Annotated in this window: 11 protein-coding genes; 3 read left to right on the top strand and 8 right to left on the bottom strand. The window is 63.5% G+C overall.

The annotated features are described in order from the left end of the window. Window positions 1-26: 26 nt before the first annotated feature. Window positions 27-1,016, top strand: a complete 990-nt coding sequence (locus tag ACV1FX_RS35615; RefSeq protein WP_473122208.1) for a hypothetical protein — start codon at window positions 27-29, stop codon at window positions 1,014-1,016. 81 nt (window positions 1,017-1,097) lie between these two features. Here ACV1FX_RS35615 and ACV1FX_RS35610 read toward each other — a convergent pair whose 3' ends face one another. From ACV1FX_RS35610 to ACV1FX_RS35600, 3 genes are read right to left on the bottom strand one after another with little or no spacing between them, the layout of a single operon-like run. Continuing rightward, complete coding sequence (locus ACV1FX_RS35610; RefSeq protein WP_473122207.1) at window positions 1,098-1,745, bottom strand: DUF4384 domain-containing protein; 648 nt, start codon at window positions 1,743-1,745, stop codon at window positions 1,098-1,100. A 19-nt stretch (window positions 1,746-1,764) separates the two neighbouring features. Next, window positions 1,765-3,540, bottom strand: a complete 1,776-nt coding sequence (locus tag ACV1FX_RS35605; RefSeq protein ID WP_473122206.1) for a caspase family protein — start codon at window positions 3,538-3,540, stop codon at window positions 1,765-1,767. A 57-nt stretch (window positions 3,541-3,597) separates the two neighbouring features. Further along, window positions 3,598-5,319 carry a hypothetical protein gene (locus ACV1FX_RS35600; RefSeq protein WP_473122205.1) on the bottom strand — a complete coding sequence of 574 codons (1,722 nt, stop codon included), beginning with the start codon at window positions 5,317-5,319 and terminating at the stop codon, window positions 3,598-3,600. Between the two features lie 158 nt (window positions 5,320-5,477). Here ACV1FX_RS35600 and ACV1FX_RS35595 point away from each other — a divergent pair, with 158 nt between their 5' ends. After that, entirely contained in the window at window positions 5,478-5,759 is a 282-nt protein-coding gene (locus ACV1FX_RS35595; protein ID WP_473122204.1) for a hypothetical protein, read from the top strand. Between the two features lie 52 nt (window positions 5,760-5,811). Next, a complete protein-coding gene (locus tag ACV1FX_RS35590; RefSeq protein ID WP_473122203.1) occupies window positions 5,812-6,837 on the top strand; it encodes a DUF4424 domain-containing protein in 1,026 nt (341 codons plus the stop codon). Between the two features lie 9 nt (window positions 6,838-6,846). Here ACV1FX_RS35590 and ACV1FX_RS35585 read toward each other — a convergent pair whose 3' ends face one another. The 5 genes from ACV1FX_RS35585 to tssL form a co-directional block, all read right to left on the bottom strand. Beyond that, window positions 6,847-8,655 (bottom strand): serine/threonine-protein kinase, encoded by a 1,809-nt coding sequence (locus ACV1FX_RS35585; protein WP_473122202.1) that lies wholly within the window; start codon window positions 8,653-8,655, stop codon window positions 6,847-6,849. Continuing rightward, window positions 8,652-9,428, bottom strand: coding sequence for a PP2C family protein-serine/threonine phosphatase (locus tag ACV1FX_RS35580; RefSeq protein ID WP_473122201.1), 777 nt, complete (start codon window positions 9,426-9,428; stop codon window positions 8,652-8,654). The genes ACV1FX_RS35585 and ACV1FX_RS35580 overlap by 4 nt, the downstream gene beginning before the upstream one ends. Window positions 9,429-9,434: 6 nt before the next feature. Beyond that, a complete protein-coding gene (gene tagF / locus ACV1FX_RS35575; RefSeq protein ID WP_473122200.1) occupies window positions 9,435-10,136 on the bottom strand; it encodes a type VI secretion system-associated protein TagF in 702 nt (233 codons plus the stop codon). Next, a complete protein-coding gene (tssM, locus tag ACV1FX_RS35570) occupies window positions 10,133-13,684 on the bottom strand; it encodes a type VI secretion system membrane subunit TssM (protein ID WP_473122199.1) in 3,552 nt (1,183 codons plus the stop codon). Before tssM ends, tagF begins: the two co-directional genes overlap by 4 nt. Window positions 13,685-13,726: 42 nt before the next feature. Further along, on the bottom strand, window positions 13,727-14,186 hold a 460-nt coding region (gene tssL, locus ACV1FX_RS35565; RefSeq protein ID WP_473122198.1), incomplete at its 5' end, for a type VI secretion system protein TssL, long form.

Raw genomic sequence — 14,186 nt, 5'->3', positions numbered from 1 at the left:
CTGGCCGAAGCGGAGCGACCTGCGTGGTGGCGTGTGAGCTTGAGCAGAAGGACATCAACGTCTTTCCCGGGGTGACGCTCTTCACGAAACGGCAGGCGCCCGGCATGAAGCCGACGGCGCTTTATCTTCCGCCAAAGCACGTATCAGCAGCCACCAAGTTCGACGTCGTGATCTGGCTGCACGGCTTCTACGTCAAAGACCATGAATTCCTGTTCCACAACGATCCCGCGCGACTGCGCGAGCAGGTGCGGGACTCCGGCAAGGACGTGGTGCTCATCGCGCCCTTCCTGGGCTACGAATATGCAGTCGGCGACAGCTTTGCCGGGGACTACAGCGTGAAGGACCTCGCAGCCCCGACATGGGGCGAGCGCTACCTCGACGAAATCCTTGGAGCCCTCGCAAACTTCCTCGGCGGCTCCTCGACGTCCATTCCGCAGTTGCAGATCGGAAAGCTCATCATCGCATGCCACTCCGGCGGCGGTAACGGCATGCGCAACCTCGTGGGGAGCCTCGGAAAGTATCAGCCGAAGCTGACGGCATGTTGGGGATTTGACTGCCTCTACGGCGCCAGAGCGCAGCCCGACGATGCGACGTTCTGGTACCAGTGGCTGTCGGGACAGGACGGCCGCACACTCGAGATCGTCTATGGTCCGTCAACTCTCCCGCAATCCGTGAAGCTGGACCTGATCGGGCGCGGGCTGGCGACGACCGATGGCAATCAAGCTCAGCCCCAGCGCCCTGCCCTCAAGAACCTCACCGTGAGCCTGGGTCACTACGACTTGTTTCCGGCATTCGGCCAGATGGTCAGGGTCAACGACCTCGATCCGGCTTTCGTGGATCGTTTCATGATTCCGCAGGTCGCCGACCAGCCCCGGCTGGGCCATAAGCCGGCGCCACAGCATGGCGAATTCCTCCAGCACGCGATTTCCAACGTTCGCAGCGCTTTTCCCTTTCCGAAGGACATTCATTACATGATCGCCCGGGGCGGTTTCTTCAGCCGCCTAAGCAAACTCTAAAGCGCGATGAGATTGAGAGTTGTTTGAGCATGATCTTTTCGGATCATGCTCTGGCCCTCGCAGAGCCCTGGCCTTGCACGTTCACTTGATGGAATAGGATTTGATGGCGAACGACCAATTGTTGGTCACCAGCTTTCCACTATCGTTGTCGGGCACCCGAAGCTCGCTGGTCCAGGCCGATAGGTAGCTCAACGCCTCAGCCTGCCCTTGCAGCTTGCGGGGCAAGTCGGGCAGGTCGAGCAATTGCACACGCCGCTCGCTCAGGATCACAACCATCACCGCGGACCCCGTCGGCGGTGCGACGACATACTCGAAGCCACGCTGCCGTGCCGCCGGGGTCGGAACGACGAATTGGACGCCGGGCTTGACGAGATTGATGTCGCGTCCGTCCGACTGCGCCAATAGTTCGGGAGTCGGAAAGATCTGGGACATTCGCCCTTCCGCATCGACATCCACCAGGATGAGATATCCCGGTTTCCTGGCGGTCACACCGAACGACACTTTGCCGCCAACGTTCACAGTCTCGCTCGGCAGGATCTCAAGAGACACACTTGCGGCATTGGTCCGCCCGCGCGTCGCCTGCACGGGCCAAAGCCATGGCGCATTTGTCGTGCTGACTTGCAGAGATGCCGATGGCAGCGGCGCTGCGGACGCGGCTCCACTACCTGCCGCCAGCAGCAGGAATGCGAGCCATGATCGCTCGTGGCGGATCGACTTCGACGGCGGCATGGCCTGCTTCCCCCAGAAGTCAGGGAGCGCTGAAAAAGCCGATCGAAGCGATCCGCGCGTCCGCGGGCAAGTAACGCTCGAGGCTTTTGATCATCTGTCCCGAGGCACGGCGCCGGTTCAGCTGCATCAGGACCGTCTCGAGATCAACCATGCGCTGCTGCGAGGTCACTGCAACGATTTGTTCCGCACCGAATGGCTCGCCGACCCTGAGCGGCAGCCGCAAGCTCGCCGATCGGGCCAGCGCCGCATCAGAACCCACCGGATACAACATCTGGATAGTGCCATCACCGGATACATTGAACAGCAGCACCGCCCTTGATGCCACATCGGACAAGTCGACTTCGACGGTCTGGCCGGCTCGCTGCTGACGATCGTCAGGCCAGATGCGCATTATCTGCGGCGACCGGGTCGCCATGCGCTTGAGTTCACGAATTGCCGCTGTCCGGTCAACCACCGTCGGCAAACTGGCAACGTCCACCCCATAGGCGACCACATCACCCCACGCGATCACGTCGTGGGACACAGGGTCCCAGATCAGGTCGGGATTGTCCGTGGGTTGAACAGTCTGCACTGTGACATCCTTGGGTGTCACGCTCCCAAAATAATTCGTCTTGCCGTCGAGCGCGGCCAGCCGGATCGGTGCCGCAAGGCGGAGGGGCGCCGGCGCGGCGCCGGTCGGAAGTTCCTTGGCTGCCGCCGCGAGGGTCGGAACGGTTGGAGCGGTGGCCGCGGCGGGCGGCGCAGGTGTCTCTCCCTCGACCGGCTTAGCCGTTCCGGCCTGACCAGAGGCCGCTCTCGCGGACGGCCCCTGGATCAGCACCACACCGCGCGTCAATTCGAAGGCGACGTCGGTATCCGGCGTTTGAGCCTGCGATGATATCGTCACGATGTTCTGGCGCTGGTCAGAGAGCTGGTAGACCACCTGCCGAACATTGCTGAAGAGCTCCTTGAGCGTCACCTTCCCATCGTGATTGATGTCCGCGCTGCCTTCCACCGCCCGCGCGACCGCATAGCTGAGGGCCCCGCGCAGGCCATCGATGCCGGGGATCCGCACCTCCGGCGCCTTGGTGTTGCGATCGACGGCAGCCAGGAACGCCGTGCGGTCGAGATCGAGCTCGGACTTCGGGTCGTTGCTGTCCGACACCGGCTTCAGTTCATCGACCAGCAACGTATAGCGCGGCACCTGCCGGAAACTCATCTCCGCAGCACGCGGATCGATATCGCGCACCATTCCGCCGCCGTGGCAGGTGTCAGCCACGAAGATCACCTTCGCGCCGCGCAGCTCGAACTGACGGATGAAATGGTTGAACTCGCTGCCCAGGACGCGTTCAACGGAGCCGGCCGGGGTAGTTTCGAAGCCCGGCAGCAGGAACACGTTTTCCATTCCGTCCGGCTCCGAGCCCTTGACGCGCTCCGGCTCCTGGGTGCCATGACCGGCAATCGACAGGAAGATGAGGTCGTTGGTCTTTGTCCGCTCCACCAGTGCGCTGATCTCGCGCAGGACGCTTTCCCTGTTGGCCTGGGCATTGGTCAATTCGACGACATCGCCAACTCCCATCGACTTCAAGCTCGTCACGATGTCGGTGGCGTCGGCGACCGCGCCCTTCAGCTTGCGCACGTGCTGGTAGTCGTCGATCCCTATCACGAGCGCGCGCACGGCGGCCCCGTCCGGATTGCTGATCGACAGGCCTCCTTCAGCATGCGAGTGCTGGCTTGCCAGGCCGAAGAACGCGGCGAGCCAGATGGTGGCACATAGCCGCCCGATCTTGCGATCAAGTCCTCTGGGCATCCGCATCGTGATCCACCTCGACTTCATGCCTACCCATTCTGTAGCGCCAACTACACACCGGGTTCAGCGCCGCTTGCCCGCCGTTTTGCGGCCTGCCGACGGTTCGGTCTCCTGGTAAGCGCTCGCTGAAACTGTCGTCTGGTCATCCGCAAAGGCGCGAAAGCGGACCGGGGCGTAGCCGCGCGCCAGCAGACTGGCCAATGGGTAGACGTTGCGGCAGACGCGGCCGTTGCAGCCGCCGGTCGAGGATTCCATCACCTCCGCCTTGCGATCAGGCGTGAACCGCAGGAACAACATCACGTGCGAGCCCGGCTTGTTCAGTGCATCTCCGGGCTTCAGGTCCCAGGGATTTGCCACCGGCGCTGCGATCGCGGGGATGGCGGCGGTCGTGTAGTGGACGGAGAGCCCCCACGCAGCGCTGACGAATGCCGAACAGTCGACGCCTGCCACGTCCGGCCGCGGCGCATTGCGGGTGCAGACATTGCCAGCCAGCGTCCCGCTCTCGATCCGCTGTCGGAAGTTGGCGAGCGAACCATGGCAGCCCCAACAATAGGGGACGCCGCGCACCTCCTGGTTCACCTTGCCCTGCAGGTACCACGGCCGGCGAATGCGGCTGAAACCGCTGCACTGGCTGTCCGGATCGCTGCCGTAGTTCGCCTGCGTCAGCTTCCACTGGATGCCCTCGAACGCAAACGCGGTCTCGATCGCCTGTTGGCGATTGGACGGTCGCACGGCGGCCGTCGCGTTGAATTTGACGTCGGGCTGCGCTGCCGGCGCGGGCGCGGTTCGCGACGGTCGCACGTCGATGATCGAAGCGTTGGCCAGAGGCCGGAAGCCGACGCCAACCACTTCGATGCCTTCCGGCTTGGTGCGCAGGAAATAGACGTCGCCATCGCCCGAAACCGTGACGAACCGCCTGGTCAGCGGGGTATTTTCCAAGGGCAGCTCGTAGATTCCCTCGAGACGTCCGTTCGCGGCATAGCGCGCCACGAAGGTGGAGGCATTCTTCCCCGATGGCGGAACGTCCTCGGCCAGCACGTAGAAGCGGTCGCTGTTGTCAATCTCGAGAAACTCCACCGTCCCGAGCTGGTTGCGTACGCGCAGACCGAGCTGGCCGATTGTCTCGTTGGTGACCATGGTTTGGATCTCGATCCGTACGCTGGCATTGCCCTTGTCCGGAATGACATCGGCGATCACCGAACCCTTGCTTCGGGAAGCGACATATTGGCGGTCGGGTTGCCGCGTCGTCTTGATGATGGCCGCGCGGGTGTCCTGATCAAGCAGGTCGGTCGCGCTGCCGGGCGCTTGCGATCCCATCTGGGCGAAAGCCGAGACAGCGACCTGATCATCCGCACCACGGCTCGAGACTTCCTCAAGCTGGATCACGTCGCCGCCGATGCCGCGCGTGGACTGCCCAGGCGCCGCCTTCAGAGTCCGTACACCGCCGTCCCAAACCATGATGTCGTCGTTGTTGACGACGAGGTCGGTGGGCTGAACGTCCTTCGGCATCTTGAGGACATCAGGATCCGAATTCGGCTGTTTGGGATCGAACTGGAGAATGCGGCCGTTGACCTGATCGAGCACAAACAGGTTGCCCTGCCCATCCGCCGAAAGCGCTTGCGGCCCTGCGAGTTCCACGTCCTCGCTGGCCGGGACGATGCCGACCATGGACGCAGCCGAACCGCCGGCAAAGCTCCGTACGACGGTATCGTCGGCGTGCGCCCCGGTGACGAAAATGACCGCGCCGACGATGAATGCCCAAATCGAGTTAGTTCGACGAAGCATGTCCGCCTCGATGTACCCGAACCGATTGCCGCGTCGGATCGACTAATCCGAGATGCCGTTGATGCGGCGCGTCAATTAGTGGTGAGCAATCTCAATCGCGTTCAATTCTATCACTGGACGGTGATAGTCCGAACTGCTTCAGCGTGCGGTGCAAAACCATGGCCAGGAATAGATTTGAGCAGGTCAACGAAGTCCAGCCTGACGCGATCACGCTGGTCCTGAAACGCGACAATGACGGTGCCTCTGGATCGATCGTGCTGCCGGCCACTGCGAGTGGAGGGAGGCTGACCAGTGACCAGGTCAGCGCTCAATTGCCTGCCCAGGACGCCTTTCGCGGGGCGGTCCGGCTGGCCAACGACGTGAAGCTCGCGATCGTGGTGTGCGATCCGGACGGTGTCTGGAAGTCCGAGTGGGGCGATCTTTACCAGGCGACCGACTGACCCCGCCGCCGGACGGAACCGACATGTGCTGCGACGCCGCACGGAGACTGGCATGATGAACGGACCGTCCACTTGGCCGTCGTTCGGGACAGGGGCCTTCGCCGTCGCACTATTGGTTGCGACCGGCTGGCCGGCGTGGGCCAACGACTCGGCCGCCGAATTGTCGATCGGCGGTCTCCAGTTCGTTCGCACCAACGACGTGGCGATGGAGAGCGAGGACCTTCGTATCGCGCTCGACGGCATCAGCGTTCGCTACCAATTCACGAACGTCACCACCAAGCCAGTTACGCTCACCGTTGCCTTTCCGCTGCCCGACATCGACCTGTCGGAGGCCGAGAACATCGCACTGCCGTCGAACGATCCGGTCAACTTCGTCGACTTCGAGACCAAAGTCGACGGCAGTCCGGCGCCGCTGACCATCGATCAGCGTGCCATGGTTGGCAGCAAGGATGTCAGCGCCCTGCTCCGTGAACTCAAGCTGCCGCTGCTGCCGATCGGCGACCGCGAGATCCGGGTGGCCGACCTGCCCGCGGCGACCCGAACCCGGCTCGTGGATGACGGGCTTCTGATGCCTGCCGGCATGAGCGACAACGGTCGCCAGCAATATGCGCCGGGCTGGGTGACCAAGACCTCGGCGGTGCGCAAGCAGGTGTTTCCGCCCACGCGCACTGTCATCGTCGAACACCAGTATCGGCCGAGCGTAGGCTCCAGCCCGGACACCATCCTGCGCTCGAGCCTGCGCGGCAGCAGCGCACTCAGTCAGGAAGTCGCGCGTTACCGGAAGGAGTATTGCGTCCAGGATGCGTTCCTCGCCGAACTCGACAAGCGCGCGGGCAGCAGCCAGGCCAACACCGCGAAGCTGCAGGAGCGGCGCATCTCCTACGTGCTCAAGACCGGCGCGAATTGGGCCGGGCCGATCCGGTCGTTCAAGCTGACCATCGACCCCGGCGGCAGCGATCGCTTGGTCAGCTTCTGTCCGGGGCGGCTCAGGGCATCCACCGGAAACAGCCTTGAATATACGGCAAGCGATTTCAAGCCGGATGCCGATCTGAAGATCCTGGTGATCGGAAAATTCTGAGCGTGCCAGTCAATTGTTGAGCAACACGTAGCGTGCCGCCGCTGCGATTGTCATCTTGTTGCGCTGAGCCTCGCTCAGCGCCTGGAGGAAGAACGTGTCGGCCGCCATCGGTCGCGGCTGGCGCAATGAGTCCAGAACCTGCGGGGTCGCAACAACCAAGAGCAGTTGCGGACCGCTCGCGCGCGCTGTCGGGAGCGTGAAGGAAAGCGAGTCGATGCCCGGCTTCAGAAGATAAGACAAGCTCTGGACCTCGCCGCGCTCCGTCACCATGAGCAGTTCCACCACGCGGTTGGCGAAGTTCTCAATGGTGCCGCTGAGGGTTTCGCCCGCCTTCAGCTCCGTCGCTGACAGGGTGATACGCGGCGCTCGCGCCTGGTCGTTCCCGACCTGGCTCAAGAACTTTACGGCCGGGCATTGCGCCTCAGTCACTTGCCTGACGCCAACCGAAGCCTCGAATCCCTGCTCCCGCCGAAACGCCTTATCGAAGGCGTCGAACGGGGCGGTCGAGGCGCCGAAGCCTTCGATGACGGCGGCGTTTTGGCTCACGGCAACCGGCAGGATGAAGAAGCAGTCGCCGCCGGCATACTGAGCCACATATTTGCGGATGCGTTCGGCTCGCCCCGCCCCCTCGAGCGCCGGAGACGGCGTCACCACCACCGGCGCCGGCAGCTTCACCTGTTCCTGGCCTCCCGGCTGTGGTCCGGCGGACTCGACCTTCGGGGGCGACATCTTGCCGGCGAGTTTCGGGGGTGGCGGCAAGGCCGCCACCCCGGCCGCCGACCAAACCAGTTTATAGAAGGCATATCCGCCCCCGCCGAGCAGGAGCAGCACCGCCGCCGCGCCCGCACCCAGCCAGAGTCCGCGCCGACTGCGCGCGGTTGACGGCATCCTGACCTGTGGCGCCGACGCCGCGCTTTCCGGCCGCCGCAGTGGATCGAAGCCGTACAACGGCGTGGCGGATGCCTGCGCCGAACCACCTGGCCTCCAGTTCGCGACCTCAGCCATGGTCGTACGCAATGCCGGATCAGGCTGTAGCATCTGCTCCAGCAAAGGCCGGATGCGCATGTCCACCGCACCGAGATCCGGCACACGCCGGCGCTTCTCCACCAGTTGAAACTGGCTGCCCCCCATGTCGAGCTTCTGTCCCGTGAGCGCGTGGAACAGCACGAGACCGAGGCTGTAGACATCGGATTTCGCAGTGACCTCGTTCCCGTATAACCCGACCTGTTCCGGCGATGCGTAATTGTCTTTGCCGGCAAAGCCCGATCCGATAATCGTCTTGTCACCCATCTGCGTCGAGCGGGCGATACCGAAATCGATGATCTTGGCCCGCCTGACGTCGTCGAGTGGCACAATGATGTTGTCGGGGGAAACGTCGCGATGGATGATGCCATGCTCGTGGGCGGCTTGCAGCCCGGATGCGACACGGCTCATCAGCATGACCAGCGCCTCGAAGGTCAGAGGCCCTTCCTCGAGCATGTTCGATAGTGAGCGGCCGTTCACGAATTCCATCGCGAGATACGGCCGCTGCAGCACCGGCTCCACAGTGAACAGGAAGTAGCGAACGATCGCATCATGCGGAAGATTGTGGAGCGCAGTGGCCTCCCGACGGAACAGCGCAAGCGCCGCCTCGTTGTCAACCATGTCCGGCAGCAGCATCTTCACCGCAACAGGCGATCCGGTCTGGATCTCGCGGCACTTGTAGACTTCACCCATGCCGCCCGCACCGATCATCGCTTCGATCTCGTAGATGCCGTTCAGCCGGGTGCCGGGCGGCACGCCGTGGTAGGACGATCGGAATTGATCGTGCGGGGTCATGGCTGCGGCTCCCGATTGAGCGGCGATCGTGTCGGCTCCCTGGATCGCGGCGTCAGCAGCCGCACGATCACGATCGTCACGTTGTCGAGACCTCCGCGATCAAGAGCCAGCGCGAGCATGTCATCGCACGCCGTTTGGGCACGCCGCGTGGCCGCGTATTGCAGTATCTCGTCGTCCTGCAGGTGCCTGGTCAGGCCGTCGCTGCATATCACGAAGACGTCCTCCGGCTCGGCCGGACCGGTCACCACCTCGAACTCGGGGTCATCGGCGATGCCGACCGCCCGGGTAATGGCATTGCTCGGCCAATCCTTCACGTCTTCGCGCGACAGCGCACCTTCGGCGATCAGTTCCTCCAGTTCACTGTGATCGTGGGACACCTGGTTGATGCCGCCGCGGTTGATCAGGTAGACGCGGCTGTCGCCCGCCCATATGCAGGCGTAATAGCCCTCGCGCACGAGCAGAACGGCAGCCGTGGTCCCGACGGTGGCCCCCTGTCGTTCATGACTGAGCGCCAGGATCTGCCGGTTCGCGCTGAACAGCCTCTCCTCGCATTCCGCCAGCAGGTCTGCCGCTGACTCCAGCGTACCGATCGCGTCGAGCGATTGCACCACGATGCGACTGGCAAGATCGCCCGCCTCGTGACCGCCCATACCGTCGGCGACCGCCCAGAGGCCGACGTCGGTTCGTACCAAACATGAATCCTCGTTTCGCTCCCGCACCCGTCCGGCATGGGTGACGCTACCGACATCGAACAAGGATGGGATATGCACCATCGCGCCTCATTTCGTCCCGGATGCCACAAAGCCGAAATCGCCGGTCAGCAGCGCCGCGTAATGAAACGGATCCGGCAAACCACGAGAACACAACGCCATTGCCGGAAAGCCTTCGCCTCCAGCGGTCCACCAGAAGCTGGCTGCGGCATAGACCTGCGGGTTGGCGGCGCAAAGCGCGGCAAACGACCCCGCGAATGCGTCGGTTGCCGAGACCACCCCCATCGCCGATGCGCCCACCGACGCCATCGGCGGGCCGTCGGTGACGGCCGCCTGGAGGCGCGGCACCGCGAGACGATCGAGTGCCTCGGAGATCTGTTCGAAGGTTGCGGCTCGATCCAGTGTCGCGAGCAGGAATATCTCCGCTAGGCCGAACCATTCGTCCTGTGGATCAACATTGGGCGGCGGCAGCAAGGTGCCCTCGTCCGTCACCGCGTGCAGCGTCAACGGATAGTACCGCCCCACCCCGTCGAGCGACGGCATGATGGCACCAGCCACCGTGGTGCCGCAGATCGCGGCGCCGAGCCAGAATCGCCAAACCGGAGCGGTCAGGAAAGCCTGTTGCCAGCCTGGGCCGAGTTGGTGGCGACTTGCCGACAGCGCAGACTGCACCCAAGGCTCCCAGGCCTCAAGGAAGCTGCGCGGGGTCGCGATCGCGATGAAATCGCGTTTCGCTCCGATCTTGCCGAATAAACCGCAACGCATGGTCATATTCCGGTCGGGCAACGAAACTCGCGGAGCACTGACAGGTTCAGCGGATTGCGCAACGATCCGGTCGAAATCTGGTAGTTGAGCTCGCGCCCGGCCACGATGAAAGTCGCGCTGGCGGTTTCCGCCTTGGCGACCAACGAGCCCGCTTCCAGCATCCGGAACAACGACCAGGGACCGATGCGCTCGAGCACGGACGGCGGACCGGTGTCGTTGCTGACTGAAATGGCCGTTCGCGGCGACGGCCCCGGCCAAAGCACCGTCGTGGGTGCGTTGCTCTGCGGCTGCGGCGACGGCTGCGGCGCGGGTTGTGGACCGCCGAACAGGGACGGAGCTGCCGGTCCGGGAGTCGTCGGGCTCGTAATCGTGGTGCCGCCGATCTCGGTCTTGACGGTCACGCCTGGCCCCGCTGCCCCGGGTGGCCGGATCGCGAATGACACCGCCGGCACACCGCCGCCGGTCTGGAAGAAGGCATCGCGGATATAGGCCGCATTCTGGAATTGTTTGAGCGTGTCCGGCGAGAACGACCGGCCGACGGGGCTCTCCTTGCGCCAGACCCAGTCCGACCGCGACGTGTCGGCGTAAGGTGCCAAATACTGGGCGAAGAACTTGTCCATAATGCCGTTCGGACTGAACAACTTCGCGAAGTCCGCGAGTGGGACCTCCTGGTTGCTGCTGCGGATAAACGGATAGCGGTTGGTCACCGTCTGCTGACAGACCGGCGTGACCTGATCGCGCAACGTCTGCAGGATCTGTCCGGCAGTTGAGGCCGCGATGCTGCCTTCGAACTCAGCGGCCGCCGCTCGCAACATGTCGGAAAATGGCGGCGGCATGCGCGAGGCGTTGTTGCGAAGCGCTGCTACCTCGGTCTGAAGCGCAGCAGTCGCCTGCGCGGTCAGTTGCGGATTCTCGACGATCAGCGTCAGGTTCTGCGCGATGTCGTTCAGGTTGGCGATAGTCGAGTCAATCGGCCGGTGAGTGCTCTCACCTTCGAGGACCGCATGGTATGGTTTGAACTGCGCCTCGATCGTCGCGCCGGGCGGCCCATCCTGGACATTGGTGAAAAGCGCCGGTGCGGGCGCCGCAACGGCGGCTCCGGGCGCCGCAGCGTTCGCCGGCTTCGCTCGTTCCTTGGTCAGCATCGTCTCGTCGCGCACCGATTCCAGGATTTGCCGCATCGGCGAGGTTGGCGCCGAAAGTGCCCTCAGCACTTCGTATTTTGGCTTGTCGGCGAGCAGCTTCTTCAGGCGCAGACTCCCGAGTGCCGTTCGCCAGGTCGTCACGAAATCATTGGAATAGATGCTGAGCAGATCGCCGGCCAGATTGTCGTACTGCTGGTCGATCGCGGACTGCTGGCCGGCATCACCCAAAACCCACCGCTCCCGCTTCATGCGCTCCGACAATCCGGGCAGCCGGGCGATGAACTTCTGATGGAAACCGTTATACGTGAAGAACTCAGGCACCCGGACGGCGTCCAGCGGCTGCCCCGTGGTGGTTTCGAACACGACGGCCATGTCGGGCCCACCGCGCCGGTTGGCGATCCAGTCACCAGCGGTGGACGCGCGCGCCTCCGATTTCAGAAATTCATAGGCACGTTGCGACACGCTCAAGCGCGCCAACGAGTTCTGGGCCTGCTTGATCAACCGACCATCAAGCTCGACCAGCGGCGGCTGCTCGGTCTCGAGGTCGAACATGGCTACGAGGTTCTCATCGAGCAGGCGCCGCCCTTCCGCGTTGGTCGCACCGGGATAGAGGTTGTCTGCCCAGTCACGTTGCATCCAGGAGCGGATCAGCTCGCGGTCCGGCGATTGCAGGCCGCCGAGCATCAAATAGACCTTCAGCGCCTCATAGACGAAGGCAGGTTCGTTGATGCGCTCATTGAGCTGCTCCTCCAGGCGATACAGCAGGCGGGGCCGGAACATGCGCTCGAGCGCCGTATGATAGGCCGCCTTCGAGGGTGAGAGCAGCCGGGCGTGCTGGCTAAGCCCGTAGCGCGCCGACAGTGGCACCGGCTCGTTGCGCGAGCCGTAGCCCGCCGGGGCGTTGCGCAGCCGGTAGAGCAGCGGCAGCACCTTGTCGAGATCATGATCGGCGATCAGCGTCTGCTTGATAAGTGGTGCTCCAGCGGCTGCGTACTCGCTGTCCGACTTCAGGCTCTGCTCGATCAAATCGGAGTTTCGCTTGTAGCTCGTCAACCACGCCGCGATCAGCCCGATCGAAACCAGGCCGATCAATGACAGCGCTGCGGTTTTCAGGATCAGTGCGCGACGCACCGCGGCACGATCGGTCGAGACCCAGTCGGCCTCGCCGATGATGACCTTGGAAATCAGGTCTGCGAGGAAGTAGCTCTTGCCCGTGCCCGAATAGGATCCGGAACCGACCTCCTCTGCACCAAACGTACGCGCCAGCGACCCGATCAATTGGTCGATCGGCGTGCCCTGTTGTGTACCCGAGGTGAAGTAGAATCCGCGCAGGTTCGCGTTCACGTGATAGCGCGTCGGCTCGAATATCTGGTTGAGGAAATCGTGAATCTGCGGCTTGAGCCGGGCCATCTGCGCCGGGAAGCCGAACAACTGCACGCGGTGCTGCGGCGTCGGCTCGTCCTGCAGACGATCGAGCGTCTCCTCGCTGAGGCGCTCCAGCAGACGGTCGAACTCGACCGGGATCTGCCCGACCAGATTCTGCGTCTTGTCGGCGGTCTGGAACGTGGCCCCCCAGACCTGACGGCGGCCGGCCTCGCCGAGATAGGCGAAATATTCGGTGAATCCCGCAACGAGATCGGCCTTCGTAAACAACGCGTAGACCGGAAAGCTGACCTTGAGCCTCTGATGAAGCTCGAGCAAGCGCATCCTGATGGCGTCGGCGTGAAGCGCGAGCTCCTGCTTCGGCAACGTCAGCACATCTTCGATGCTGATGGCGACGAGGACGCCGTTGATCGGCTGGCGCGACCGGCTTTTCTTGAGGATGTCGAGGAATGCCAGCCAGCTATCCTTGTCGGCCTTGCTGTTGGAATCCTGAGTGGTATAGCGGCCGGCCGTATCGATCAGCACCGCTTCCTCGGTAAACCACCAGTCGCAGTAGCGGGTGCCGCCGACCCCCGCGATCGCCGCCGGCGTCGCCCCGCGCGCGAGCGGAAATTTGAGACCGGAATTGACCAGCGCCGTGGTCTTGCCGGCGCCGGGCGGACCGATGATGACGTACCAGGGCAGATCGTAGAGATAGCCCGACTTGTTGCCGCTGGCGGTCTTCAGCGTCGCGAGCGCATCCTTCATGCGCTCCTTGAGCACCGGTTCGTCGCTGACGGGCTGATCAGCACCGCTGATGCCGTCGGCAATTTCCTTGGCATTCTTGCGCCGCTTGAACAGATTGAGGCCAACGATGCCTGCCACGGCCGTGGTGAGCAGCAGGATCGCGATCTGGCGGACGATATGGTTCTCCAGCGGGCGCCAGTCGCCGAACGCGATGAAGGGACCCGCGAAATAGATCACCGCCCCGAGCGAGCTGAGCCCAACTCCGTAGAGAACGATGCGGAGAATGTCCTTGGCAAGCATCTCACGTACCTGTCGCAAACCGCCTGAGCTGGCGGTGTCTGCCTATTCGCTGCGTTCGATAAAGATCTCGACGCGCCGGTTCTTGGCGCGTCCCTCGGGTGTCGTATTGCTGGCGATTGGCGCATCGGCTCCCTTGCCCTCGACGTCGACGCGCGAACCATCGGTCAGACCCGGTTTCAGCGCGGCGGCAACCGCCTTGGCGCGCTCAACCGACAACTCGAAGTTCGAAGGGAAGCGCACTGTGCGGATCGGCGAGCTGTCGGTATGCCCGACGACCCGGATTCGTCCCGGCTCCTTGTCGAGGGTTGCCGCGACGCGGATCGCAACCGGCTTGAAGCCATCCAGGATAGTCGCCTGGCCCGACGCGAACAACGCCAGGTCACAGACCCTGATGACAATGAAGCTCGCGGTCTGGTCCGCGGTCATAGCACAGGCCATATTCTCCTTTGCGAGCGCATTGCGAATGCGCTGCAACTGTGTGATGCGATCCGGTGGTGGTGGC

It is taken from the genome of Bradyrhizobium ingae (assembly GCF_055791185.1).
The sequence above is the reverse complement of the archived record's forward strand: the minus strand, read 5'-3'. Positions and strand labels throughout refer to the sequence as shown.

Bases quoted from the DNA above. Each gene is read 5' to 3' on its own strand.
- tagF (WP_473122200.1), bottom strand. From the start codon at position 10,136: ATGACCATGCGTTGCGGTTTATTCGGCAAGATCGGAGCGAAACGCGAT.
- ACV1FX_RS35590 (WP_473122203.1), top strand. From the start codon at position 5,812: ATGATGAACGGACCGTCCACTTGGCCGTCGTTCGGGACAGGGGCCTTC.
- ACV1FX_RS35580 (WP_473122201.1), bottom strand. From the start codon at position 9,428: ATGGTGCATATCCCATCCTTGTTCGATGTCGGTAGCGTCACCCATGCC.
- ACV1FX_RS35585 (WP_473122202.1), bottom strand. From the start codon at position 8,655: ATGACCCCGCACGATCAATTCCGATCGTCCTACCACGGCGTGCCGCCC.
- ACV1FX_RS35600 (WP_473122205.1), bottom strand. From the start codon at position 5,319: ATGCTTCGTCGAACTAACTCGATTTGGGCATTCATCGTCGGCGCGGTC.
- ACV1FX_RS35605 (WP_473122206.1), bottom strand. From the start codon at position 3,540: ATGCGGATGCCCAGAGGACTTGATCGCAAGATCGGGCGGCTATGTGCC.
- ACV1FX_RS35595 (WP_473122204.1), top strand. From the start codon at position 5,478: ATGGCCAGGAATAGATTTGAGCAGGTCAACGAAGTCCAGCCTGACGCG.
- ACV1FX_RS35610 (WP_473122207.1), bottom strand. From the start codon at position 1,745: ATGCCGCCGTCGAAGTCGATCCGCCACGAGCGATCATGGCTCGCATTC.
- tssM (WP_473122199.1), bottom strand. From the start codon at position 13,684: ATGCTTGCCAAGGACATTCTCCGCATCGTTCTCTACGGAGTTGGGCTC.